Annotated in this window: 21 protein-coding genes and 1 pseudogene; 7 read left to right on the top strand and 15 right to left on the bottom strand. The window is 69.1% G+C overall.

Annotated elements, in window-relative coordinates:
• The 6 genes and pseudogenes from VD972_RS02550 to VD972_RS02525 form a co-directional block, all read right to left on the bottom strand.
• Positions 1 to 560 (bottom strand): annotated as a pseudogene (locus VD972_RS02550) (apolipoprotein N-acyltransferase); the annotation flags it as partial.
• A gap of 151 nt (positions 561 to 711) precedes the next feature.
• Entirely contained in the window at positions 712 to 1,884 is a 1,173-nt protein-coding gene (locus tag VD972_RS02545; RefSeq protein ID WP_324980174.1) for an endonuclease, read from the bottom strand.
• A gap of 30 nt (positions 1,885 to 1,914) precedes the next feature.
• A complete protein-coding gene (locus VD972_RS02540) occupies positions 1,915 to 2,985 on the bottom strand; it encodes a lipase secretion chaperone (protein ID WP_324980181.1) in 1,071 nt (356 codons plus the stop codon).
• A gap of 129 nt (positions 2,986 to 3,114) precedes the next feature.
• On the bottom strand, positions 3,115 to 4,515 hold the full coding sequence (gene pyk, locus VD972_RS02535; RefSeq protein ID WP_324980171.1) for a pyruvate kinase: 1,401 nt from the start codon (positions 4,513 to 4,515) through the stop codon (positions 3,115 to 3,117).
• A 196-nt stretch (positions 4,516 to 4,711) separates the two neighbouring features.
• Positions 4,712 to 5,407, bottom strand: coding sequence for a bifunctional nuclease family protein (locus VD972_RS02530; protein WP_324980168.1), 696 nt, complete (start codon positions 5,405 to 5,407; stop codon positions 4,712 to 4,714).
• Between the two features lie 113 nt (positions 5,408 to 5,520).
• Positions 5,521 to 5,883 (bottom strand): hypothetical protein, encoded by a 363-nt coding sequence (locus VD972_RS02525; RefSeq protein WP_324980166.1) that lies wholly within the window; start codon positions 5,881 to 5,883, stop codon positions 5,521 to 5,523.
• A 112-nt stretch (positions 5,884 to 5,995) separates the two neighbouring features.
• Here VD972_RS02525 and VD972_RS02520 point away from each other — a divergent pair, with 112 nt between their 5' ends.
• Positions 5,996 to 7,816: a long-chain fatty acid--CoA ligase gene (locus VD972_RS02520; RefSeq protein WP_324980163.1), complete on the top strand. Its 1,821-nt coding sequence runs from the start codon at positions 5,996 to 5,998 to the stop codon at positions 7,814 to 7,816.
• An 85-nt stretch (positions 7,817 to 7,901) separates the two neighbouring features.
• On the opposite strand, the gene VD972_RS02515 is transcribed toward VD972_RS02520, so the two are convergent.
• The 8 genes from VD972_RS02515 to aroF form a co-directional block, all read right to left on the bottom strand.
• Entirely contained in the window at positions 7,902 to 9,203 is a 1,302-nt protein-coding gene (locus VD972_RS02515) for a citrate synthase (RefSeq protein ID WP_324980160.1), read from the bottom strand.
• Between the two features lie 83 nt (positions 9,204 to 9,286).
• Positions 9,287 to 10,549 (bottom strand): 3-phosphoshikimate 1-carboxyvinyltransferase, encoded by a 1,263-nt coding sequence (locus tag VD972_RS02510; protein WP_324980157.1) that lies wholly within the window; start codon positions 10,547 to 10,549, stop codon positions 9,287 to 9,289.
• Positions 10,546 to 11,616: a 3-dehydroquinate synthase family protein gene (locus tag VD972_RS02505; RefSeq protein WP_324980153.1), complete on the bottom strand. Its 1,071-nt coding sequence runs from the start codon at positions 11,614 to 11,616 to the stop codon at positions 10,546 to 10,548. Before VD972_RS02505 ends, VD972_RS02510 begins: the two co-directional genes overlap by 4 nt.
• Positions 11,613 to 12,632 (bottom strand): chorismate synthase, encoded by a 1,020-nt coding sequence (aroC, locus tag VD972_RS02500; protein WP_324980150.1) that lies wholly within the window; start codon positions 12,630 to 12,632, stop codon positions 11,613 to 11,615. The genes VD972_RS02505 and aroC overlap by 4 nt, the downstream gene beginning before the upstream one ends.
• Entirely contained in the window at positions 12,629 to 13,873 is a 1,245-nt protein-coding gene (locus VD972_RS02495; protein ID WP_324980147.1) for a shikimate dehydrogenase, read from the bottom strand. The genes aroC and VD972_RS02495 overlap by 4 nt, the downstream gene beginning before the upstream one ends.
• Positions 13,870 to 14,469 carry a shikimate kinase gene (locus VD972_RS02490; RefSeq protein WP_324980144.1) on the bottom strand — a complete coding sequence of 200 codons (600 nt, stop codon included), beginning with the start codon at positions 14,467 to 14,469 and terminating at the stop codon, positions 13,870 to 13,872. Before VD972_RS02490 ends, VD972_RS02495 begins: the two co-directional genes overlap by 4 nt.
• Complete coding sequence (locus VD972_RS02485) at positions 14,430 to 14,753, bottom strand: class I SAM-dependent methyltransferase (protein WP_324980178.1); 324 nt, start codon at positions 14,751 to 14,753, stop codon at positions 14,430 to 14,432. The genes VD972_RS02490 and VD972_RS02485 overlap by 40 nt, the downstream gene beginning before the upstream one ends.
• A gap of 20 nt (positions 14,754 to 14,773) precedes the next feature.
• Complete coding sequence (gene aroF, locus VD972_RS02480) at positions 14,774 to 15,676, bottom strand: 3-deoxy-7-phosphoheptulonate synthase (protein WP_324980141.1); 903 nt, start codon at positions 15,674 to 15,676, stop codon at positions 14,774 to 14,776.
• A 348-nt stretch (positions 15,677 to 16,024) separates the two neighbouring features.
• On the opposite strand from aroF, the gene VD972_RS02475 reads away from it, so the two are divergent.
• Genes VD972_RS02475 through menE form a run of 6 tightly spaced genes read left to right on the top strand, consistent with a single transcriptional unit; the run spans position 16,025 to position 23,465 of the window.
• The gene (locus VD972_RS02475) at positions 16,025 to 17,341 is read left to right on the top strand and encodes an isochorismate synthase (protein WP_324980138.1); all 1,317 of its coding nucleotides are present in this window, start codon (positions 16,025 to 16,027) and stop codon (positions 17,339 to 17,341) included.
• A complete protein-coding gene (gene menD / locus VD972_RS02470; RefSeq protein WP_324980135.1) occupies positions 17,322 to 19,079 on the top strand; it encodes a 2-succinyl-5-enolpyruvyl-6-hydroxy-3-cyclohexene-1-carboxylic-acid synthase in 1,758 nt (585 codons plus the stop codon). Before VD972_RS02475 ends, menD begins: the two co-directional genes overlap by 20 nt.
• Positions 19,070 to 19,912 carry a 2-succinyl-6-hydroxy-2,4-cyclohexadiene-1-carboxylate synthase gene (gene menH / locus VD972_RS02465; protein ID WP_324980132.1) on the top strand — a complete coding sequence of 281 codons (843 nt, stop codon included), beginning with the start codon at positions 19,070 to 19,072 and terminating at the stop codon, positions 19,910 to 19,912. Before menD ends, menH begins: the two co-directional genes overlap by 10 nt.
• Before the next feature lie 13 nt (positions 19,913 to 19,925).
• Positions 19,926 to 20,855: a 1,4-dihydroxy-2-naphthoate polyprenyltransferase gene (locus VD972_RS02460; RefSeq protein ID WP_414653970.1), complete on the top strand. Its 930-nt coding sequence runs from the start codon at positions 19,926 to 19,928 to the stop codon at positions 20,853 to 20,855.
• Between the two features lie 7 nt (positions 20,856 to 20,862).
• The gene (gene menC, locus VD972_RS02455) at positions 20,863 to 22,005 is read left to right on the top strand and encodes an o-succinylbenzoate synthase (RefSeq protein WP_324980130.1); all 1,143 of its coding nucleotides are present in this window, start codon (positions 20,863 to 20,865) and stop codon (positions 22,003 to 22,005) included.
• Positions 22,002 to 23,465: an o-succinylbenzoate--CoA ligase gene (gene menE / locus VD972_RS02450; RefSeq protein WP_324980127.1), complete on the top strand. Its 1,464-nt coding sequence runs from the start codon at positions 22,002 to 22,004 to the stop codon at positions 23,463 to 23,465. Before menC ends, menE begins: the two co-directional genes overlap by 4 nt.
• Here menE and VD972_RS02445 read toward each other — a convergent pair.
• Positions 23,434 to 23,613 (bottom strand): hypothetical protein (locus VD972_RS02445; RefSeq protein WP_324980124.1); only part of this gene is annotated, 180 nt, incomplete at its 5' end. The genes menE and VD972_RS02445 overlap by 32 nt on opposite strands.

Genomic DNA, 23,613 nt, shown 5'->3' with positions numbered 1-23,613 from the left:
AGCACATGCTGGGGGGCCCTCGGGAGCTGGTTCCAGAGCCCGAGGCCCGCCGCCAGGTGGAGCAGGAGCAACCCCGAACCCCATGCGCCCAGCAGGGCCAGCCAGCCACCCAACGGACCGAAGGCCAGCCAGTAGCCATGGTGCAGCCAGGGAAACCCGAGCCACACATCATGGACGAGCGCCTGTGCCAAGAGCAGCCCGGGTGCATGAAGGAAGAGCCAGCGGTGTGAGGGCCGGCGCTGCGCCAGTCCCATCACGAGGCCCCACAGCGCGTACGGCAGCGCGATCAGCAGCAGGAAGCCACCCACCACGGCGGCGCCAACGATGCGCTCGCCGAGCGTCAGCACATAGAGCACATCGGTGAGCCAGTAGAGGCTGCTGCCCGCCATGAGCAGGCCGAACACGGAGCCCGCGAGCAGCCCCGTGCGCGGTGTCTCGCTGCGGCCGAGTGCTCGGAAGTAGCAGGCGAACCCGCCCACGAGGCCCAGCACGTTGGCGGGGAAGACGAGGATCAGGTGCGCTGACAGGCCCACCAGCAAGCCGCCGGCCCCCGCCCACAAGCAGCTCCTCCCTGCCGCCGGCAGCGCCCCCATGCTTATCCGCCGGGGACTAAGTCATCGGGGTTAAGTCTTTTCAGGGGGGGGCTATGCCGAGGCCCGATTTCTCGGCCTGGGCGGCGACCTCCCCCTGACGGAACTTTCTCCTCGTGACTTAGCACCCAGGCCTCACCCGGATCCATCGGCCGTAGTGGTCGGAGTGGGTGTAAACGGGCCACTTGCGCTGGTTGCTGTCGATCGTCCGCCACGCCGGAGCCCAGCCGCTGTACGAGATGGAGGTAGGCGAGCAGCCGCCGAACGCAGAGGTTGTCCCCACCAGGACCGTGTCGAAGTCGCCCTTGGCACCGGTGGCCATGCCATTCGGGCCCGTGTCAGCGGTGGCGCCGGGCCAGTTGGACTGGAAGCCGGCCGTCTCGTGGCCTCCCATGAGGGCGCCCCCGAGGGCGTAGTCATACGGATCGAAGAAGGAGCTCTGGGCCGCGGCCTGGACGAGCAGCTGGTAGCCCTTGGAATAGCTGTTGTTGCTGGCGAAGTCGGCGTTGAAGTCGCCACCGAAGAGGATGAGCGCGGGGGGATAGCTGGCCTTGTTGGCGTTCACGCGATCTCGCATGAAGGCCAGCGATTGCTTCATGTTGGAGAGGCGCGAGCTGTCAGAGGTGGCGTCCCCGTCGAGGTGGCTGTTGCTCCCGTAGGTGAAGTGGGTGTTGAAGACGTAGTAGTAGCGCCCCTCTTTGGCGAAGATCGCGCCCCAGACGCCCTTCTCCTTGTGCACGTCGGCGCCGTTCACGGTGGTGAAGGGCTGGAGCGTCAGCTCTTTCACCAGCGTGGTGCCGCTCTTGTAGAACATCACCAGGCCGCTGCAGTCGTTCTCGATGGCGCCTTCGCCTGAGTCGTCACAGTAGTAGCCTGCCGGGGTCAGCATCTTGTAGCCGCGGGCGGTCAGGTCCGCCTTGGGACCATCCTCGATGATGTCGTCGTAGTCCCAGGCCTCCTGGTACAGGACGACGTCCGCGCACTTCGTCACCTTGCCCAGGCTCTGCTCCATCTCGTCTCCGAAGTCGGTGACGAATGGGACGTTGTGGAAGATGTTGTAGGAAGCCACCGAGAAGAACCCGGAGTCGCTGCAGGTCTCGTTCAGCTGCCAGGAGCGGGTGATCGAGGGATTGAAGTAGTCGACCTCGCTCGCGGCGTCGAACCACTCCTTGGGACGGTTCGAGTAATAGGCGTCGAACGCAGGCGTGCCCTCGGCCCAGGCCTGAGCGGCGAACATCAGCACGAGCGCGGCAGGCAGCACACCCTGGCGCCACGGGTTCTTGCGAGACTCCATCTGCGGACTCCTTCGGGACTGCGATGCGGGTTACTGCAGGCGGTACTTCTTGAAGAGCTGCTGGTCGATCTCCGCCATCCGTTGATGGCGCTGCTCCGGAGTAAGCCCCGCTCCTGCCAGCTGCTCCAGGAGCTGATCACGCTCCTGGTTGAACGCGCCCAGGCGCTCGCTCCGGTCTCGCTCTTCCTGCTGATGCTCCAGGTAGCGCCGTGAGACGTCGGAGCCCGCGTAGCGCTCCAGCACCGCCTGCTGCTGCTCGGGCCCGAGTGGACCGGCAGTCTCGTGGAGCCGCAGCGCGTGCTTCGCCAGCTCCATGGGCTCCACGACGGATGCGAGCCGCACGCCATGCTCGCGCTCGATTCGCTGGAGCATTCCCTCGTAGGCAGCGAGCTTCTGTTCAGTGGGAGTGCGCGTGTCGTGGACGAGATCGTCCACCTGGAAGGGAAGGCGGAGCACCTCATCCGCGAGCCCGAAGAGGCGCTGATCGAGCTCTGGGCCAACGATGCCCCGGCGAGCCTCGCGGAAGCGCTCGGTGGCGGCGCGGAAGGCCTGGGTACTCGCGACGGCAGGCTCTGCCAGGACGAGTCGCTCGTAGGCCGCGTCCACCTGCTCCAACAGGTCCCAGAACCGAGCCTGCGAGATGCCTTCCGGGAGGCCGAGGCGCTCCTTCAGCACCGAGAACAGGAGCTCTCGGCACAGGTCAGCACCGCTCAAGGCCTGGAGCCCGAGCCGCTCCCGCTCGGCGGCGAGCTCCTCCTCGTGGCCGTGGACGAGCCCGCAGCGCCTGTCGAGGAGGCTCTTCAGGATGCGGCCCGGTGCCAGGGCGAAGTCCCCATGCGAGGCGGCACGCTCATAGGACTGACCCAGCGCATGCCGGGCCTTGGCCACCAGGAGCTGAACCTTGAGCTGCCGCGCGTCGGGCGCAGCCGTTCCCGCCGGAACCTGGAGCGGCCAGGCCGCCTCTCGCGGAGCTGGGGGCTGCACCACGACCCCTGCCAAGGGGGGGGTGACCGTCTCTTGAGAGACCAGGGCCTCTCCGGGCGCAGCGAACCTCCAGGCCAGCAGCCCCAGAAGCGCGATCCCCACCAGGGTTCCCGGCACTCTCAAGTGGCCCCTCCCGGTTCAAACGAGATTTTCCAGGCACTGATGCTTAGCCCGAAAATGTCGTTTTACCGGGAGTGCGGTGCCGCTTCAAGGGGGGGAGTGCTGCCTGGGTCCACTGGGAGGAGCTCAGATGCGGTGGATGGACATCATGTTCGTGCTGCCGGGCTCGTTGAGCGGCACTCCCGCGACGATGACCACCGGCTGTCCTGCCTTGCACAGCCCTTGGTCACGGCACAGCCGGCGCACCTGCGTGAGCATCGCGTCCGTGCTCTTCAGCCGGCCCACCTGAATCCCCGTCACGCCCCAGTAGAGCGCCATCCGGTTCACCGTGTCCGGGCTGGGCGTCAGGCCGATGATCTGGGCCCGCGGCCGGAACTCGGAGACCAGGCGCGCGGTGTGGCCTCGCTCCGTGTAGGTGATGATCGTGTCGATGCCGAGCTGCTCGGACGCTGCCACCGCCGCCGCCGCGACGCCGGTGGACAGGTCATCCTTCCGGTCAACCAGGGAGGGGCGCAGCCCCAGGCCTACCCCGCGCTCCGTCTCCTCCACGATCCGCGCCATGGTGGCCGCCGCCTCGATGGGGTACTTGCCCGCCGCCGTCTCGCCCGAGAGCATCACCGCGTCCGCTCCGTCCAGGATGGCGTTGGCCACGTCGGACACCTCGGCGCGCGTGGGCCGCGAGTTGCCCACCATGCTCTCCAGCATCTCCGTGGCCACGATGACCAGGCCCCCCATCCGGTTCACCTCGGCCACCGAGCGCTTCTGGATGCCTGGCAGCTGCTCCAGCGGCATCTCCACGCCCAGATCCCCGCGGGCGATCATCACCCCGTCCGCCGCCGCGGCGATGGCCTCCAGGTTCGCCACCGCCTGGGGCTTCTCGATCTTCGCAATGAGGGGCGTGTTCCGCTTGGCCACGTGCTCACGCGCCAGCCGGATGTCGTCCGCCGAGCGCACGAACGAGAGCGCCACGTAGTCCACGCCCAGCTCCTGGCCGAACGCCAGATCCACCGCGTCCTTCTCCGTGATCGTCGGCACCGAGATCGCAGCGCCCGGCAGGTTGAGCCCCTTGTGGTCCTTCAGCAGGCCGCCTATCTCCACCTTCGCGGTGACGTCCCGGCCCGCCACCCGGAGCACCCGCAGGCGCACCCGCCCGTCATCCAGCAGGATGGCGTCCCCTCGCGACACATCCTTCGGCAGCGAGAGCACCGGCGTCGGGATGACCGCCCCCTGGCCCAGGACGGCGCGGGTCGTCACCGTCACCGTCTGCCCCTCCCTCACGATGAGCTGACCGCCCTCGAATTTGCCGAGCCGGATCTTGGGCCCCTGCACGTCCTGAAGGATGGCCACGGGCAGTCCCAGCTTCCGGGACAGCTTGCGGATCGTGTTCACCCTCCGTCGATGGTCGTCATGCGTCCCGTGCGAGAAGTTGAGACGTGCGACGTTCATACCGGCGCGGATGAGCCCCTCGATGATCTCCGGGGTGTTCGAAGCGGGGCCGAGCGTGCAGATGATTTTCGCCTTGCGCATGGGCTTGGCATCCTAGGCGGTGGCTGGCCCCCTTGACAGCCGAGATCTCGCAAGGCGAATGTGCATCCCGCACGGGCGCCCAGAGTGGCTGGGCGTTCGTGTCTCTGCACTCCTGCCGTTCGAGGAAAGTGAAAGCCCGGCTTCCCTGGGAGGGGGGGCCGGGCTTTCCTGTGTCACCCTCGAGCAGAAGGCCGGGCTAGAGGCTGATCTCCTTGCCCTTCGGCCGAGGCGCGAGCGGAACCGGCCCGGGCTCGACTGGCTCGCCGCTGCCGCCAACGCCGGGGCCCTGCTCGTGCAGCGTCTCGATGTCCTCGCGGCTGATGCCCGCCTGGGTGAGCACCTTGCGCGTGACGCGGATGCGGGCGTTGCCGTCCAGCGCCATGGCGATCGAGTCCGCTGGGCGGGCGTCCAGCTCCAGGCGCTTCTTGCCCTGCTGGAGGAACACACGGCCCGTATAGATGTCGCCGCGCAGATCGTCGATGCGGACCTCGGTGACCTGGGCGCCCAGCTTGGACACCACATCGTCCAGCAGATCCTGAGCGAGCGGCTGCGGAGGCTCCAGGTGGGCCAGGCGGAAGGCGATGGCCACGGCCGCCGCCTCGTCCACGAAGACCGGGAGGACGATCTCACCGTCCTCGGTGGTCAGCACCACGGCGTGGGTCTGGGCTTCCACCAGCGGCACCACGTCCCGCACCACGAGCACAATGAGCTCCCTGCAGGGGCCCGGATCGGCGCCTTCTTCAGTGACGCAGGGCTCGGGGCCAGCCAGTCGCGGTGGTGCGGCAGACGCCGGCAGGGAGGAGAGGGTGGGGAGGAACAGCAGACCCACCAGTGCCAGCACCACGGCGGAGAGGGGGGCGAGAAAGAGTCCGGCGCGATTGGGTGTTTTCACACTTCAAACGTACGCACCCCATCCCCGACGGCGAGGGCAGAAACCGTGCCCGCCTGCTCTACGGCCTGGCTCTCAGCCCCCCGGGACGGAGAGCAGTCAGGCGAACAGCCCGCTTACTTCTCGACGTCCTCGTCATCGTAGTCCTCGTCGTCCTCGACGTCCTCGTCCTCATCGAAGTCGAGCTCGTCGTCGTCGTCCTCGGACTCCTCGTCGTCCTCCTCCTCGTCATCCTCCTCCTCCTCGAGCTCGTCCTCCAGATCCTCGGACTCGAGCGTCATGCTGACGGCGAACTTCTTGCCCATCACGGCGATCTGCGCACGCATCTCCGTGAGCGCCGCGACGAAGTCCTCGGAGAGGTTGGCAGGCGCCTTCGCATCGCAGTGGGGGCAGACCAACTTCTCCGTCCCCTCGATGAGATCCTGCGCGTCGAGCTCGAAGCTCGCCTCGCACTTCTGACAGGTGAAGTCGATGCTCATGGTCGTTGCGCGGAATACATAGCCGCCTAGTCGCCTGTCAACGACGGAGACGCCTCCGTGCGTCGGGATGTCATGGTCCCCCCCGGTGGGTTTCCTGTAGCCTCCCCCTCCCATGGAACAACCCAAGACGATGGTGCATGTGCTCCACGAGCAGGCCACGCGGCACGAGCACCGGCCGGCCCTCTGGAAGCGGCGCGGCAAGACGTATGTGCCCACCTCCTGGCGCGAGTATGCCCAGCGCGTCACGCGCTTCGCCCTGGGCCTGCAGGCCCTGGGGTTCGCGGCCAAGGGGGCCCTGGCCATCCAGAGCTTCAACCGCGAGGAGTGGCTGGTGGCGGATCTGGCCGCCATAGCGCTCGGGGGAGTGCCGGTGGGCATCTACACCACCAGCAGCGCGGATCAGATCGAATACATCCTCCAGCACAGCGAGGCGGAGTTCTTCCTGGTGGAGAACGCGAAATACCTCGAGGGGGCGCTGAAGTTGCGCGAGCGGCTGCCCCGGCTGCGCCACATCATCGTCATGGATCCGCCCGAGACGCTGCCGGAGGGCGTGCTGCGGTACTCGGATGTGCTGGAGAAGGGCACTGGCGCGGACGAGGGCCCCTACTGGGAGCGCGTCAACGCGCTGGAGAAGGAAGGGCTGGCCAGCCTCATCTACACCTCGGGCACCACGGGCAACCCCAAGGGGGTGATGCTCAGCCACCACAACATGGTGTGGACGGCGGAGAAGCTCCTCAAGGCAGTGCCCTTCGGCACGGATTCCAAGCGGGTGCTGTCGTACCTGCCGCTCTCGCACATCGCCGAGCAGATGCTCACCATCTACGCCCCGTTGATGCTGGGGGTGCAGGTCTTCTTCGCGGACTCCCTGGAGTCGGTGCCGCAGAACCTGAAGGAGGTGCGGCCCACCTTCTTCTTCGGCGTGCCCCGGGTGTGGGAGAAGTTCAAGGCGAAGGCGGAGGAGGGCTTCCGCACCCAGCCGGCGCTCCGGCAGAAGGTGCTGGGGTGGGCCCGCGGGGTGGCCACCGAGTACCACACGCTCGCGCTGCGCCACGAGAAGGTGCCCCTGACGCTGGAGGCGCAGTACCAGCTCGCCCGCCGCCTGGTGTTCTCCAAGCTCCATGAGCGCATCGGCTTCGATCAGGTGGAGTTCTTATCCGTCGGCGCGGCGCTCATCAGCCGGGAGGTGCTGGACTTCTTCGCCTCCATCGACGTCATCATCCGCGAAGTCTGGGGCATGTCCGAGGTGACGGGGCCTGGGACGCTCAACACGAAGGAGGCCACGCGCCTGGGCTCCGTGGGGCGGCCCCTGGTGGGCGTGGAGGTCCGCATCGCGGAGGATGGGGAGATCCTCGTTCGGGGCGGCAACGTGTGCCTCGGCTACTTCAAGGAGGCCGCTGCCACCGCGGAGCTGCTGCAGGAGGGGTGGCTCCATACCGGAGATGTGGGCGTGCTGGATGGCGAGGGCTTTGCCCACATCACCGGCCGCAAGAAGGAGATCATCGTCACCTCGGGTGGCAAGAAGACGGCGCCCTCCAACATCGAGCTCATGCTCAAGAGCGTCTCCCCCGTGAGCCAGGCCGTCGTCATCGGCGAGCGGCGCAACTACCTTGTCGCGCTGCTGACGGTGGACGCGGAGAAGCTGAAGGCTCTGGCCCGGGAGAAGGGGTGGCCCGAGGAGCCTGGCACGCTGGTGCGTGATCCCCAGCTGCGCCAGTACCTGGAGCAGGCCATCGAGCGCGACGTCAACCCGAAGCTGTCCAAGTTCGAGACGATCAAGCGCATCGCCATCCTGCCGGAGGACTTCTCCATCGACGGTGGGGAGATGACGCCCACGCTCAAGGTCCGCCGGAGCGCGGTAGAGAAGAAGCACGCCGCCCTCATCGAGTCCCTGTACGCCGAGGGCTCCTCCTCCTCCGAGGCCAAGGCAGGCTGAGGCAGGCGCGGCCCCAAGCAAAGGGGCGGGGGACCGGAGTCCCTCGCCCCTCTCGTGCTTCAGGCCGCGGCCCAGTGGGCCGGGACTACTTGGCGGCGCGCTTCTCCATGGGGACGTACTCGCGGCGCTTGGAGCCCGTGTAGATCTGGCGCGGACGGGCGATCTTCTGCTCCGGATCCTTCACCATCTCCTCCCACTGCGCGCACCAGCCCACCGTGCGCGGGATGGCGAAGAGCACCGGGAACATCTCCACCGGGAAGCCCATCGCCTCGTAGATGAGGCCCGAGTAGAAGTCGACGTTGGGGTACAGCTTGCGCTTGACGAAGTACTCGTCCTGCAGGGCGATGCGCTCCAGCTCCACGGCGATGTCCAGCAGCGGGTTCTTGCCCGTCACCTCGAACACCTCGTCCGCCACGCGCTTGATGACCTTGGCGCGCGGATCGTAGGACTTGTAGACGCGGTGGCCGAAGCCCATCAGCTTCTTCTCGCCCTCGCCGCTCTTCACCGCCTTGATGAAGTCCGGGATCTTCGAGATGTGGCCGATCTCGCGCAGCATGCGGAGCACAGCCTCGTTGGCGCCGCCGTGCAGCGGGCCGTACAGCGCACCGATGCCCGCGCTCACCGCCGAGTACGGATCCACCTCGGAGGAGCCCACCGTGCGCACCGACGTGGTGGAGCAGTTCTGCTCATGGTCCGCGTGCAGGATGAAGAGCAGATCCAGCGCGCGCTCCAGCACCGGGTGCACCTTGTAGGTGGCCGTGCCGATGCGGCGGATCATCGCCAGGAAGTTGGCGACGTAGGACAGCTCGTTGTCCGGGTAGATGTACGGCAGGCCCATGCTGTGCCGGAACGAGAAGGCGGCAATCGCCGGCATCCTGGCGATCAGCCGGGTGATCTGGATGCGGCGGCTCTGCTCGTCCTTGGTGTGCTTGGCGTCCGGGTAGAAGCCGGAGAGCGCCGCCACCGTGGAGGCCAGCATGGACATGGGGTGCGCGTCGTAGCGGAACCCGTCCATGAAGGTCTTGATGTTCTCGTGCACGTACGTGTGGTGCGTCACGAGGTGGATGAACTGCTCGAGCTCCTTTGGGGTGGGCAGCTCGCCGTTGAGCAGCAGGTAGGACACCTCCAGGAAGGAGGACTTCTCCGCCAGCTGCTCGATGGGGAAGCCGCGGTACTCGAGGATGCCCTTGTCGCCGTCGATGAAGGTGATGGCGCTCCTGCAGTTGGCCGTGTTCAGGAACGCTGGGTCGTACCCCATGAGACCGAAGTCTTCGTCACTGACCTTGATCTGCCTCAGCGCGTGAGTGCGAATACTTCCGTTCTCGATCGGCACTTCGTACGTCTTCCCGGTCCGGTTGTCCGTGATCGTCAGCGTGTCCTTGGGCATGAGCGGGAGATTTCACAGGGAGCAGAGTGCTTTCAACAAAAAAGAGTGGGGTGCGCTTGCCTCGGACAGTGTGACTTGAACCCTCATTCAGTTAGGCGTACACCCATCCGTTCGACCTGTCGCCAGAAGCCCGGGAAGCTCTTCTCCACGCACTCGGGGCCGGTGAGCGTCAGGGGCACGCCCGAGAGCACGGAGAGGGTGGCGGACACCATGGCGAGCCGGTGATCGCCACGGCTGTCCATGGCGAAGTGGGCGGGCGGGGCGGGCGGAGGGGTGAGGGTGAGCGTCTCGCCCTCCAGGAGGGTGGATCCCCCGTAGGCGGCGACCAGGGTGCGGATGCCCTCCAGCCGGTCGCTCTCCTTGAGGCGGAGAATACCCACATCCGTCAGGGTCGAGGGGCGGGGTAGCACGCAAGCGAGCGCGGCCAGGGTGGGCAGCAGGTCCGGACACTCCTTGCCGGAGGCCACGAGCCCATCACGGGCCTGCCCCTCCATCCGCATCGTGAGGTCCGGCCCGGGGACAGGGGCGAGGCCCGCCGGCTGCACCAGCCGCAGGATCGCCTGATCGGGGTGGGCGCTGGAGGGGTCCGCGCGCTCCACGCTGCCGCCCGTGCGCCAGGCCATGAGGAGCAGGTAGCCCAGCGAGGACCAGTCTCCCGGCATGGGCGGGGCGCTCGCCGAGGGCTGGTGCGCCGTCACGGTGAACCGCGAGGCGCTCTCCTCCACGGTGAAGCCGAAGCGCCGCAGCCAGGAGACGGTGAGCTCCAGGTAGCCCGCGCTCGTCAGCGTGCCTTGGATCTCCACACTCCAGGGGCGGTGCTCGCGCAGGAAGAGCGCCGCGCTGCCCAGCAGGAGGCTGGAGGCATACTGGCTGCTCTGGTCGCCAGGAACGCGGAAGACGGGAGTACCCGTCCGGATCGGCGCGCGGATCTCCACGGGCCAGGGCTTACCCTCGGTCAACGAGAGGCCTGAGGGCCCCAGGGCTTCCCGGAGGGAGTCGAAGAGCGGGCCGTGGGGGCGCTCGCCCAGGCGGGGAGTACCCGTGAGACGCACATGGGCCCCCGGGGTCACGGCGGACTGCGTGACGAGGATGCGGAACGGAGCGCCTCCATCCGCGCAGTCCACCTCCCGGACGGGGCCGGGAGGAAGGCGCAGGGCCTCTACGCCGCGCGTGAGGACGCGGACGTCGGCGGCGAGATCGGCTTCGGGCTCGGACTGGAGCGCGGAGAGGGGCCAGTGGCCCGTGAGGTGCGCGAGCACCAGTGCCCGCTGCGCGTCCGACTTGGACACCGGGGGCGTGAGGCGCGCGGGGCCGAGGTGGCTGGGATCGACGTGGAGCTTGCTCATGGGCGGAGTCCCTGCTTCCAGGCGGGCCAGAGGTTGCGCCAGGTCGCCTCGGGGACATCCCTGACTTCAAAGGCGCCAATGCTGATGAGGAGCACCATGCGCAGCTCGCCCGCCGTTCCGGCCTTCTTGTCGGCGGCGATCAGCTCCACCACGTCCCCCAGGGGCGCGCGGTGCAGCAGGGCGGCGATTCGCTCACGGCGAAGCACACCTGGCCCGCGGTACAGCGCCTGCTCGACCGCCTCGGCGACGGGCACCGGAGTCACGCCCATGGACCGGCCGACATCCAGCGCGCAGAGCATCCCCAGTCCCACCGCATCACCGTGGGACAGCTTGAACCGGGACAAGCTCTCCAGGACATGGCCAAAGCTGTGGCCGAAGTTGAGCACCCGCCGCAGGCCGGTCTGCTCGTAGGGATCCCGCGCGCAGACGCTCTCCTTGAGGCGCCGTGCATCTTTCACCAGCCGCTCCAGCACCGGGGCCTTGCGGATATAGCGGTGGAAGCGGGGCCCGTCGAGGCAGACCACCATCTTCCAGGCCTCGATCGCGCCTTCTCGGAGCTGAGCCTCGGAGAGCGAGGAGAACAGCTCCGGGCAGATCCACGCCTCGTCCGCGTAGTGGAAGACCCCCGCAGGGTTCTTCACCACGCGTCCTTTCAAGGTGAGATCCACGGCGCCCTTCCCGCCGAGGCTGCTGTCCACCGCCGCCAGCAGGGTGGTGGGTACCTGCACCAGCCGCACCCCTCGCTTGAGCAGGTGCGCAGCCACCGTCGCCACGTCACCGAGGGTTCCTCCTCCCACCACCACCAGCGTCCCCGAGCGGGGCAGGGCGAGCCCTCCTGCGAGCACCTTCTCCAGGGAGGCGAAGTTCTTGGCCTTCTCCCCGCCGGTGATCTGGACAATCGCGCGAGGGTTACGCGCCTCGAGGGCTGGGATCAGCCCCGAGTGGAACCGCGCCACGGTCTTGTCCACGACCGCCACGCTGCCTTCGGGCAGGCGCTTCGAGAGCTTCGGGAAGGGGCCCCAGTAATCGACTGCGGGCTTGTACGCGCCGGGAGGAAGGAAGCTCATGCGGTGTGGGGGAAGGCGTTCATCTGCAGGACGAGATCGGCGATCACCAGCGACACCATCGCCTCGAGAACGGGGACCGCGCGCGGCATGATGCACGGATCATGGCGCCCGCCCTTCGCGTGGTCCGCGAGTGTGGCGGGGGGCTTGAAGAAGGCGCGCACCTGCATTGGCTCGCCGTTGGCCAGGCCGCCCTGGATGCCGCCGTACATCTCCTTCTTCGTGTGGAAGACGCTCCCCGGCTGTTCGATCCGCGCGAGCAGATCCGGCGGGCCCCAGACGACCCCCGTCACTGCCCCCACGCTTCCCAGCGCCTGGGCGATCAGCGCCTTGAGCTTGCCGAAGATGGGTTCGCCCAGGCCCACTGGCAGGCCCTCGACGCGGATGTCAATGGAGCCTCCGAGGCTGTCCCCGGCCTCCTTGGCCGCGAGGATGCGCCGCGACATCTCCTCGCGCACCACGGGGTCCGCGCAGCGCGTGGGGTGCTCGTCCACCTGAGCCCGCGTGAGGCCGGACGCAGGGACCGCGGCGATGAGGTTGCCCACCTGGGACACCCAGCCCACCGTGCGCACCTGTGGCAGATCCCGGGCGAGGTAGGCCTCCGCCACCGCGCCGCCGATGACGCGGCAGAGCGTCTCGCGCCCGCTCGTGCGCCCGCCGCCGCGGTGATCGCGGTGCTTGTAGCGCTCGCGCCAGACCGCGTCCGCGTGGCCCGGCCGATCCTCCGCCTTGAGCTTCTCGTAGTCCTGCGAGCGCTGGTTGGTGTTGCGGACGATGGCCGCGAGGGGCGTGCCCAGCGTCTTGTCCTCGAAGACGCCAGAGAGGATCTCCACCTGATCCGCCTCGGCGCGCGCGGTGGTGATGGCGGACTGGCCGGGGCGCCGGCGATCCAGCGCGAGCTGGATGTGCTCCCGGGTCAGCGGGACACCGGCCGGGCAGCCGTCGATGATCGAGCCGAGCGCCGGCCCATGGCTCTCGCCAAAGGTGGTCAGCCGGAAGAGGGTTCCGAAGGTGTTCATGTGGCGGTCTCCCAGAGTTCGCGCTGCCGCCGAGCCTGCGCGATGAACCACGCCGCGCCCAGCATGACGGGTGTGCCCCCGCGGCGCGAGATCTCCTTGGCGACGCGGCGGCCCGGAGCACCGTAGGCGATGACCGCCACGCGCGCCCGGTCAAAGCGCAGCTCCTCGGGCGGCGGCACCCGATCCGGCCACGTCCAGACACCGGCTCCTGAGAGGGGCTCGCGGATGTCCGCGCGCTTGAGGATGCGCAGCTGGCAGCCCATGTCCCCCGCGATGGCGCGGAGGGCAGCGGTCGAGCCTCCGTCTCCGAGGACGAAGGCCTCTCGGGCCTCGAGCCGCTTCAGGATGGCCCGCGCACCCTCGACATCGGTGTTGAAGGACTCCCAGCGATCGCCCCGGCGGACGAGCGTGTTGATGGCTTCCAGCGAAGCGCGGGCATGCCGGGCCAGGCGCAGCTTGAAGGGGCTCGTGACGGCGAAGCCGGCGTAGTGGGGCAGCAGCGAGTCGACCAGCTCCTCAACGGGAGCATCCTCGGGGATGTCGATGCGATCGAAGGGCTGGCGGTGGATGCGCGGCGAGCGCGAGTGGACGATCGACGTGCCCAGGATGCCTCGGCGCAGGCCAGGGGCTCCTCCTGGAGCCCGAACCTCGCGGATCACATCATCCAGGAGCCGTTGCCCGGGCGCTGCGCTCCATCCTCCTCCCGCCGCCACATAGTCGAGGGCATTGCGCCGGGCGAGCACGCCGCGGATGGGGAGTGCCACAGCCCCCATCCCGAGCACCGTCACGCGCCCGGCGCCAAACCGCTCGATGAGCCGGGCCTGCGTCTCCAGGAGCTCCTGGGCCCGCGCGGGAGGCCCGAGAGGCTCGACGTGCTTCACCCAGGCCGTGGTGGGCAGGTCCTGCTCCCACAGCCGGAGGGCCTCGACGGTGGAGAGCGGACGCTCGGCATGGTGCGAGGCCACCAGCTTCGACGAAGGCGCATCCACGGAGACCGTCACATCCCGGTCCACGTAGGTGGCGGTCTCCACCCAGAGCGAGGGGAGGGGACGGCCCCGCTCGGACACGAGCAACGGCAGCACCTTCCCCAGGGCCAGGACCTCCACGGCCTCTGGCGAGTGCAGATCCGTCCGCACCTCGAGGATGTTGGCGCCCCGGCGGCGGACCTCCTCGGCGAAGCGCACGGCCTCGGCGCCCTGGACGGTGGGGGGAAGCGTCACCACGCGGAGGGCAGCGGTCATGGACTCACCTCGCGCCAGAAGGCCCGCAGGAAGTCCACCAGGGGCACGGTGGGGAGACGCGCATGCAGGGCTTCGCGCTCGTAGAAGACAGAAGCGATCTCCTCCAGCAGAGGGACACCCGGCCGGAGCCGGGGCCGGGACGTATTCGTCATCAGGCGGTCCCGGTACGTCTCGAAAGAGACCGGGATGATGAGGGTGAACATTCCCGCCAGTGCGTCCGGGTGGTGGGAGAGGAACCCGCCTCCCACGGCCACCAGGCTCCCCGGAGGCAGTGCCAGCAAGGCCTGGCGCTCGGCAGCTCGGAAGGCGGAGGGATCCTCGACCACCCAGGTCTTCAGCGAGCGCCCGGAGGAGCGCTCGAGCTCCGCATCGAGATCCAACGTGGGGCGCTCCAGCAGCCGGCCCACCAGCGGCAGCAAGCGCGTCTTGCCTGCGGCGCGGTGGCCCGCGATCACCACCGTCTGCCCCGCTGCCGGGCGGGCCGTGGGTCCTGGGCGGGCGAGCGCTTCCCTCAGCCTCGAGCTCAGCCTGTGATCGACGGAGTCGAGGATCTGCTTCAGGATCTGGCGCCGCGCGTCAGCGGACCGTTCCGGCATAGACGTAGGATGTCCCAAACGTCAGCGGATGGGCTACCCGTTCCTGGAAGGCTCCTGCCTGATCCATGAGTGCCACGAATTGCTCGCCTGAGGGGAAGGCTGCCGCCGTGCGGGGCAGGTACTCGTAGGCCGCCCAGATCGCCCGTGCCCGTGGCGCAGTCGAGGACGCGATCCCCCTCCTTCGCCCCGCTGAGTCTCACGGCGGCGCCGCGCCACAGCCGGTGGACTCCGAGCGACATCACCTCGTTCGTCACGTCGTAGCGCGTGGCAATCGAGGAGAACATCTGACGGACTTCCGTGCTCATCACGCCCCCAGAGCCTGGGCCGGGTTCTCCGGCTTCCAGAGATGGCGATCCATGGCATGCAACACCGGGGGCAGCCGCCGCATCAGCTCCTGGAACCGCTCGGGTGTGAGGGCCTGCAGCCCGTCACACAGTGCGCGCTCCGGCCACGGGTGCACCTCCACCAGCAGCCCATCCGCCCCCGCCGCCGCCGCCGCCAGCGACATGGGCACCACCAGCGCTGGATCCCCTGTCGCATGGGAGGGATCCACGATGACGGGCAGGTGCGAGCGCTGCTTCACATAGGCCACCGCCGCCAGATCCAGCGTGTTGCGCATGGCCGTCTCGAAGGTGCGGATGCCCCGCTCGCACAGGAGCACCTGCTCATTGCCGCCATCCAGCACGTACTCGGCCGCCAGCAGCCACTCCTCGATGGTGGCAGCCAGCCCGCGCTTGATCAGCACCGGCTTGCGCACCTTCCCCAGCGCGCGCAGCAGCGCGAAGTTCTGCATGTTCCGCGCGCCTACCTGGAGGATGTCCGTGTACTCCACCATCAGCGGCAGCTGCGAGGCATCCATCACCTCGCTGATGAGCGGCAGCCCATGGCGCCGGCCCGCCTCGGCCAACATCCGCAGCCCCGGCTCTCCCAGCCCCTGGAAGGAGTAGGGGCTGGTGCGGGGCTTGAATACGCCGCCTCGCAGCACGTGGGCGCCCGCCGCAGCCACCGCCGCGGCCGTCCGCTCCGTCTGCTCAGCGTCCTCCACCGCACAGGGCCCCGCCATCACCACGAAGCCCGGGCCGCCGATCTCCACCCGGCCTACAGAGATGCACGTCCCCTCGGGGCGCGCATCTCGCAGGACCCGGTTCGGCCCTGCCTTGGGGGGCGCATTCTCCTGCGCAGCTTCCTCGGTCCGCCTTCCACCCACATGGCCTCCGACAAGGAGTTCACATGGTTTTGAACTCCTTGTGGATGTATATCCGGAATCGCGTGGAAGACAACCTGAGGTGCTGCGCTCCCTGCTCACGGCCACGCGCTGAGACCTCTGAGGACGCCTCCCCGGCCCCACGTCATGGAGCGGGTGGGACATTGGCGTGGCCACGCAGAACCGTGAGAACATCCGCGGGCTGCGGCTCCCTGGCTGGTTGAGCAGGCCTTCGCGCCTTTCGCAGACCGCGCGCTGCCGGAGCCTGTGCGAGGGGAGTTCACATGGTTTTGAACTCCTTGGGCATGTATATCCGGAATTGCGTAGAAGTCACCTTGGGGTGATGAGCTGATGACCACGTACAATCCCGCCAAGGGGCAACGCTGGGTGGCCAGGATGATGCTCCTGGACTCGGCGGATCCGCTTGCGGGAGCGAGCCTGCTCGGTGTGCCCACGCTGTATTGGGAGCGGCCGTTGGCGCAGGAGGCCGTTGCGGGCTGGGGTGAAGCCGCGGTGATGGAAGCGCGAAGCGCTGCTGAGGCGAGCGAGGTGCTCGGGACGCTCGCCTCGCAGGTGGAGATTCGGTGGCTGGGAGAGGCCCCCATGTGGCTGCCCGGCCCCTGGTTCGGCGGCATGCGCTTCGCTGCGACTGCTCCCTCGGACGCGGACTGGGAGGCTCACGGCTTCGCGCGCTGGACGCTGCCCGAGGTGCTCGCATGGAGGACTGGGAATGCCATGGCAGTGGCTGCGTTCGCTCCGGAAGAGCTGGGCGGGGACGATCTGGTGCGCTCGCGGCTGGAGCGGGTGCACGCGAGCTTTCCAGCCGGTTACCGCCATGCTCAGGGCGGACCCGTGGCGCTCAAGCTCTCCTCTTCGCGGGAGGACTTCAAGGCGCGGGTGGAGCACGCGCTGGAGGCCATCACCGCCGGGCGGTTCCAGAAGGTGGTGATGGCGCGGGCTGTAGAGGCCGAGGGCGCTCGCCCGTTCGATCTGGTGGATGTGCTGGCCCGCCTGCGGGAGCAGAACCCGCGCTGTGTCACCTTCCTCTTCCGGACGCCGGCAGGCCTGGCCTTCCTGGGCTCCACGCCGGAGACGCTGTGCCGCGTCGAGGGGCGGGTGCTGGAGACGGAGGCCTTGGCGGGCTCTGCGGCACCGGGACAGGCCGAAGGGTTGGACGGGAGAGACAAAGAGCGCCGCGAGCACGATTCGGTGGTGCGCTACATCGTCGCGGCGCTGCGGTCCATCGCCAAGCACGTCACCGCGGATGCCGCGCCTGCACTGCTGACGCTGAGGAACGTGGTGCACCTGCGCACCGGCATCCGCGCCGAGCTGCACGAGGGGGTGACCGCGGCGCAGGTGGTGGGGGCGCTGCACCCGACGCCCGCGGTGGGAGGTGTCCCGCGGGAACACTCCCTGGGCTTTCTGCACGAGAACGAGGCGCTGGATCGAGGCTGGTACGCGGGGCCCGTAGGTTGGATCGGAGCGACCCGGGCGCATATGGTGGTGGCGCTGCGCTCGGCGCTGGTGCGGGGTTCGCATGCCCGGCTCTTCGTGGGGGCTGGGATCGTCCAGGGCTCCAGCTCGGAGGCCGAGTGGCGCGAGACGGAGATAAAGAGCCTGGCCATGCTCCGGGCTCTTGGAGGGGGCGATGTCCAACGCGAACCTTAACCAGCTCTGGGCGCTGGCCCTGCTGGAGGAGCTGGTGCGCGGCGGCGTCCGTCACGCGGTGGTGTGCCCGGGCTCGCGCTCCTCGCCGCTGGCGCTGGCGTGTCAGCGCGTGGAGGGGCTGAAGACCTGGTCCGTCATCGACGAGCGCAGCGCCGGCTTCTTCGCGCTGGGCGTGGCCAAGCACTCGCGCGCGCCGGCGGTGCTGGTGGCCACGAGTGGAACAGCGGGGGCGCACTTCTATCCGGCCGTGATCGAGGCGGCCATGTCCCACGTGCCGCTCCTGGTGCTCACCGCGGACCGGCCGCTGGAGCTGCAAGGATGGGGTGCTCCGCAGACCATTCCCCAGGCACGTCTGTTCGGTGAGTTCGCCCGGCTCTTCGCGGACCTGGGGCTGCCCGAGGCCAGTGACGGGGTCCTGACGCACCTGCGCGCCACCGCCTCCCGGGCCGTGGCCGCGTCCCTGCGCGCCCCTCGTGGGGCCGTGCACCTCAACGTGCCTTTTCGCGAGCCGCTGGCGCCAACTCCCGAAGACTTTGGCGAGGACCGCCTCTCCACGCTCGCCCGCGAAGGCCGCCCCGGGGCGCTGACGACGGCCATCACCCCGCCCGCGCGGCAGCCGGCGCCCCACGCGATCGATGAAGTCCGCCGCCGGATCGCCAGCGCCGAGAAGGGAATCATCGTCTGTGGCCCGCGGGACGAGGAGGACGGCTTTGCGGAGTCCATCACCGCGCTCTCGCACGCCACCGGCTATCCCGTCATTGCCGAGGCCACCTCGCAGGCCCGCTATGGCGGAGGCGCCGGGACGCTCTCCTTCTATGACACGCTCCTGCGCCACCCGCCCTTCGTCCAGGCCCACCGGCCGGAGCTGGTGCTGCGCTTCGGTGGAGGGCTGACGCCCAAGGGGCCGCAGCAGTGGCTCGACGCCTCGGGAGCGCACATCGTCCTGTTCAGCGACGAGGGCGCGCTCTTCGATCCGTCCCACCGGGCGGCGCAGGTCATCGAGGGGTCGGCCGTGGCCGCGTGTGAGGCGCTCTCCCGGGGGGTGTCCCGAGGCCTGGGGCGCTGGGCCCAGGGCTTCCTCCAGGCCGAGCGCATGGCCCGGAATGCCCTGGAGGCTGCGTTCACCGAGCACTCGGCGCTGACGGAGCCGCGCGTCGCTCGCGAGGTGGTGGCCGCGCTCCCCTCTGGGGCGAACCTCTTCATCTCCAGCAGCATGCCGATCCGGGACGTGGACGCCTTCGCGCCCGGGAGCGCCATGCCGCTCCGGGTCCTCGCCAACCGCGGGGCCAACGGCATCGACGGGATCATCTCCAGCGCGCTCGGGGTGGCCGCAGCCTCGGGGCGTCCCACGGTGCTGCTCACCGGGGATCTCGCCTTCCTGCACGACGTGGGAGGGCTGCTCACCGCGTACCGGCATGATCTCTCGCTCACCGTCGTGGTGGTGAACAACGACGGGGGCGGCATCTTCTCCTTCCTGCCCATCGCGAAGGCCACGGAGCACTTCGAGCCGCTCTTCGGCACTCCGCACGGGGTGGATCTCTCGCACGCGGCGGCGCTCTATGGTGCGGACCTCCACCGCCCCGATTCGCCCCCGGCCCTCCGCGCGTCCGTGAAAGTCGGACTCGAGGGCGGGCTGCATCTGGTTGAGGTTCAAACGAACCGGACAGACAATGTGGAGTATCACCGGCAGCTCTTCGCGCGGATGGCGGCCGCGCTCGGAGAAGGTCCATGGGCGTGACCCTGGCATACAGCACCTGGGGAGAGGGGCCTCGGCCTCTTGTCCTCCTCCACGGCTTCACGGGTAACCGTACGGCCTTCGATCACCTGCGCCCGTGGCTGAGCAGCGCGGTGAAGGCCGTCGCGGTGGATCTGCCGGGGCACGGAGAGACGCCGCTGCCCCAGCGCAAGGGCCGCGACGGCTTCATCGAGACGGTGGACGCGCTGGTCGAGCTGGTGGAGAAGCTCGGGGTGTCCTCGGTGGATCTGCTGGGCTACTCGATGGGGGCCCGGATCGCGCTCGGGGCGGCGCTGCACCGGCCGGAGCGCTTCGGCCGGCTCATCCTGGAGAGCGGCTCTCCCGGCCTGCGCCGGCGCATGGAGCGCGCGGAGCGGCGTGAGACGGACGGACGGCACGCCTCCTTGCTCCGGTCCCAGGGCGTGGACGCCTTCATGGAGCGCTGGGAGGCCCAGCCCATGTTCGAGAGCCTCAAGAAGCTGCCGCCGGAGCGGCTCGAGGCGCTGCGAGCCCGCCGCAAGTCCTGCAACGCGGAGGGGCTGATCGGCGCGCTGGAGTGCCTGGGGCTCGGGTTCCAGCCGAGCTACTGGAAGGAGCTGTACCGCCAGCGCCTGCCCACGCTGCTGCTCTCCGGGAAGCTGGACGAGAAGTTCACGGAGATCGCGCGCAAGATGGCGACGGAGCTGCCCGTGGTCTGGAGCCATGCCTTCACGGACTGCGGGCATGCACCCCACCTGGAGGCGCCCGAGGACTACGCGCGCGAAGTGCTCTCCTTTCTCCACACACCCTGGTACGAAGCGCCGCAGTTCGAGAAGCCCCCTGTGAGCCCTTCATGAAGCCGAGGTTTCCGTGCCGTCTCTGAGCCCGCCTGCTCCTGTGCTGGGAGCCGAGGGCCGTCCCCGCCCCACGCTGAAGGCCTGGGTCATGGCCATCCGCCCCAAGACGCTCACGGCCTCGCTCATGCCGGTGGCGGTGGGGACGGGGCTGGCGTTTGGCGCGGGGGTGGGCCGCTGGCTGCCGGCGCTTGCGGCGCTCGTGGGGGCGCTGCTCATTCAGATTGGCACCAACCTCACCAACGACTACTACGACTTCAAGAAGGGCGCTGACACCGCCGAGCGCCTGGGGCCTGTGCGCGTCACCCAGAGCGGGCTGATCTCACCGGGCACGGTGCTGGCCGCCGCGCTGGGGTGCTTCGGGCTGGCCATCCTCTCCGGCATCTACCTGGTCTGGGTGGGAGGGTGGCCCATCGTGGCCATCGGGCTGACCTCGGTGCTGTGCGGCTATGCCTATACGGGCGGGCCGCTGCCGCTCGCGTACCACGGGCTCGGGGACATCTTCGTCTTCGTGTTCTTCGGGCTCGTGGCGGTGACGGGCACCTACTACGTGCAGGCGCTCACCGTGAGCCCGGCGGCGTGGTGGGCCGCCATCCCCGTGGGAGCGCTGGGCACGGCGCTCCTGGTCGTCAACAACCTGCGTGACGCGCACACGGACGTGAAGGCCCACAAGCGCACGCTCGTGGTGCGGCTGGGCACGGGCGCCGGCAAGGGGGAGTACCTCGTGCTGCTGGCGGCCGCGTTCGCCACCCCCTTCATTCTGTACGGGCTCGGGCTGGCCAGCGCGTGGGTGTTTCTCGCACTCCTGAGCCTTCCGCTGGCGGTGGGTCCGCTGAAGCTCGTGCTGGGAGCCCAGGGCGCGGCACTCAATGCGGCGCTCGGGGGGACAGCGCGCCTGCAGCTCGTCTTCGGGCTACTCTTCGCCTTGGGGTTGTTCCTGAGGTGAGGACCTCATGCACATCACGGAGACGCGGCTAACGCCCTCGAGGCTGGAGCTCGTGCGTCCGTTGAAGACGGCACGGGCGACCTACACGATCCGGCAAGGCTTCCTGGTTCAGCTCGTGGACGAGGAGGGGCGGGTCGGCCAGGGCGAGGCGATGCCGCTGCCGGAGTTCGGCACCGAGGCTCTCGACACGTGCGAGTTCGTGCTTCGCAGTCACTTGAAGGCCCTGCGGGACCAGGTGCTCAGCGACAGCCTGGATGCCATCGAAGAGTCCTTCATGATCCCCCGGGGAGATCCCTCGCAGTGGAGGGGTGTCCACCTGCGCGTGGAGGAGGATCTTCCTGAGGCTCCCTCCGCGGATCATGCGGTGGAGCTGGCGTTGCTGGATCTGCTCGCGCAGCGGCGGGAGATCCCGCTGAGCAAGCTGCTCAACCGGGCCGCGCGCTCGGAGGTCCTGGTCAATGCGCTGCTCACCTCGGAGACTCCGCTGGAGCTGGCCGAGGAGGCGCGCCGGGCGGTGGCCGAGGGCTATCTCACGCTCAAGCTCAAGGTGGCCGGACGCCCGCTCGATGAGGATGAGGCGCGTGTTCGGGCCGTCCGCGAGGCCGTGGGGCCCGAGGTGAACCTCCGGCTGGACGCGAACGGGGGCTGGTCAGAGCGGGAGGCGCACCAGGCGTTGGAGCGGCTGGCCTGGTACGGGCTGGAGCTGTGCGAGCAGCCCGTACCGCCGGAGGATCTCCAGGCCTTGTGGCGGCTTCAACGGCGCGTGCAGTTCCCCTTGGCCGCGGACGAGGCGCTCGCGATCCCCTCGGCCATCTCCGTGTTGCTGGGGACCGCGGGGGGCATGCCCGCGGCCAGGATCTTCGTGCTCAAGCCGATGGTGCTCGGGGGGCTGCTGCCCACGCTGATGTTCGCCCGTCAGGCCGCACGGCAGGGGTTGGGGGCGTTCGTGACGAGCTCGCTCGACGGCATCGTGTCACGGGCGGGAGCGGCCCACCTCGCGGCGGCGCTGCCTTGGGGGAAGCTCGCCTCGGGCCTGGGGGTGGGGCGCCTCTTCAAGATCAACGAGGACGATCCGGCGGAGCGGGCCTTCCGCCCGGTCGGAGGCCGCATCGTCCTGCCAGACGCGCCAGGCCTTGGGCTCCCCAAGTGATCGCTACCTGTCCCATCCGAGAAGGGGCCTCTCGCAGGCCAGACGCAGAGGCCCTGGCGTTCGCTGGCCGTTCATGGACGTACCGGGCGCTGGACGTGGAGATCGGCCGTTGGGTGGCCGCGCTCCAGGCGCGAGGCATCACGGCAGGGGATCGGGTCGCGCTGCTCTCAGCCAACCATCCGGCCTGTGTGTTCCTCTTCTTCGCTCTTGGCCGGTTGGGGGCGGTGCTCGCTCCGCTCAATGCCCGGCTCACCAAAGCGGAGCTTGCGCCACTCGTCGAGGACGTTGCCCCGCGCCTGCGCCTGGCCCTGAGCTCCCTGGCGGACCACCTCCCTGGAGCCGAGCCGTTGGAGACCTGGGCGGATGCCGTGAAGACGCCGGCACCCACGTGTGAGCCGCTGGCGGAGTCCACCGCGCGCGTCGTGCTCTTCACCTCCGGGACGACGGGCCGGCCCAAGGGCGCGGTGCTCACGGAAGGCAACTTCCGCGCGTCGGCGCGGTGCTCGGAAGCGAACCTGGGGACGCACCCGGCGCCGCGCTGGCTGGGCACGTTGCCACTCTTCCACGTCGGCGGCCTGGCGATGCTCACGCGCTGCGCCTACGACGGGGGCTGCCTCCTGCTGCACGATCGCTTCGACCCCGAGGCCGTGAACCGGGCGATCGATACCGAGGGCGCCACCCACGCGAGCTTTGTCGCCACCACGCTGGAGCGCGTCCTCGATACGCGAAGGGATCTCCCGTTGCCCGAGTCGTTCCGGCTCGCGCTGATCGGCGGAGGCCCGGTGCCGGCGCCGCTGCTGGCACGAGCGCGGGCGGCGAGGCTGCTGGCGCTCCAGACCTATGGGCTGACGGAGGCGTGCTCACAGGTGACGACCGAGCGCCCCACCGAGGCCGACGGCCGCACGGCGGGGCCAGCGCTGCCCGGGCTGGAGGTGCGCATTGTCGGGCCCGAGGGAGCGCTCCTGGGAGCGGGGAGGGAAGGGGACATCGAGCTCCGCGGCCCCACGGTGATGGCCGGCTACCTCCACCGTCCGGAGGCCACACGCGAGGCGTTCCGTGATGGCTGGCTGCGGACGCGGGACGTAGGGATGCTGGACGAGCGGGGGAGGCTGACGGTGCTCTCGCGGCGGACGGATCTCATCGTCCGCGGAGGGGAGAACCTCTACCCCATGGAGATCGAGACAGTGCTCGCCGCGCACCCGGCGGTGCAGGAGGTCGCGGTGGTGGGAGTGGCGGACGCGCGCTGGGGTGAGGTGCCCGTGGCCTTCATGGTGCTGCGCGCCGGGCACGCGATGCCAGGAGATCTCGACGGCTGGTGCCGCCACTCACTGGCGGGCTTCAAGGTGCCGGCGCGCTTCCTGTCGTTGGACGCGCTGCCACGCAACGCCATGGGCAAGGTGGAGCGCACGGTGCTTCGGTCCTCTATCGTCAGCCTTTCAGGGGGTGGTGGTGATCCCTGAGGTGGGCGGTGCTCGTGGGGTTGCCCAGCCTGGCCATCTCTTTCTTGGTGGCATCGCGCTCGTACTTCCACGGGTTGAGCTCGAGGTTGATGTCCCCGGGGCATTGCACCGCGTCCACCCACTCGGTGTTGAAATAAACCTTCCCATT

Origin of the sequence: Hyalangium sp. (assembly GCF_035629615.1) — a bacterium.
Classification (GTDB): Bacteria; Myxococcota; Myxococcia; order Myxococcales; family Myxococcaceae; genus Hyalangium.
Note: the sequence above shows the minus strand (reverse complement) of the source record. Positions and strands in the feature narration are given on the sequence as shown.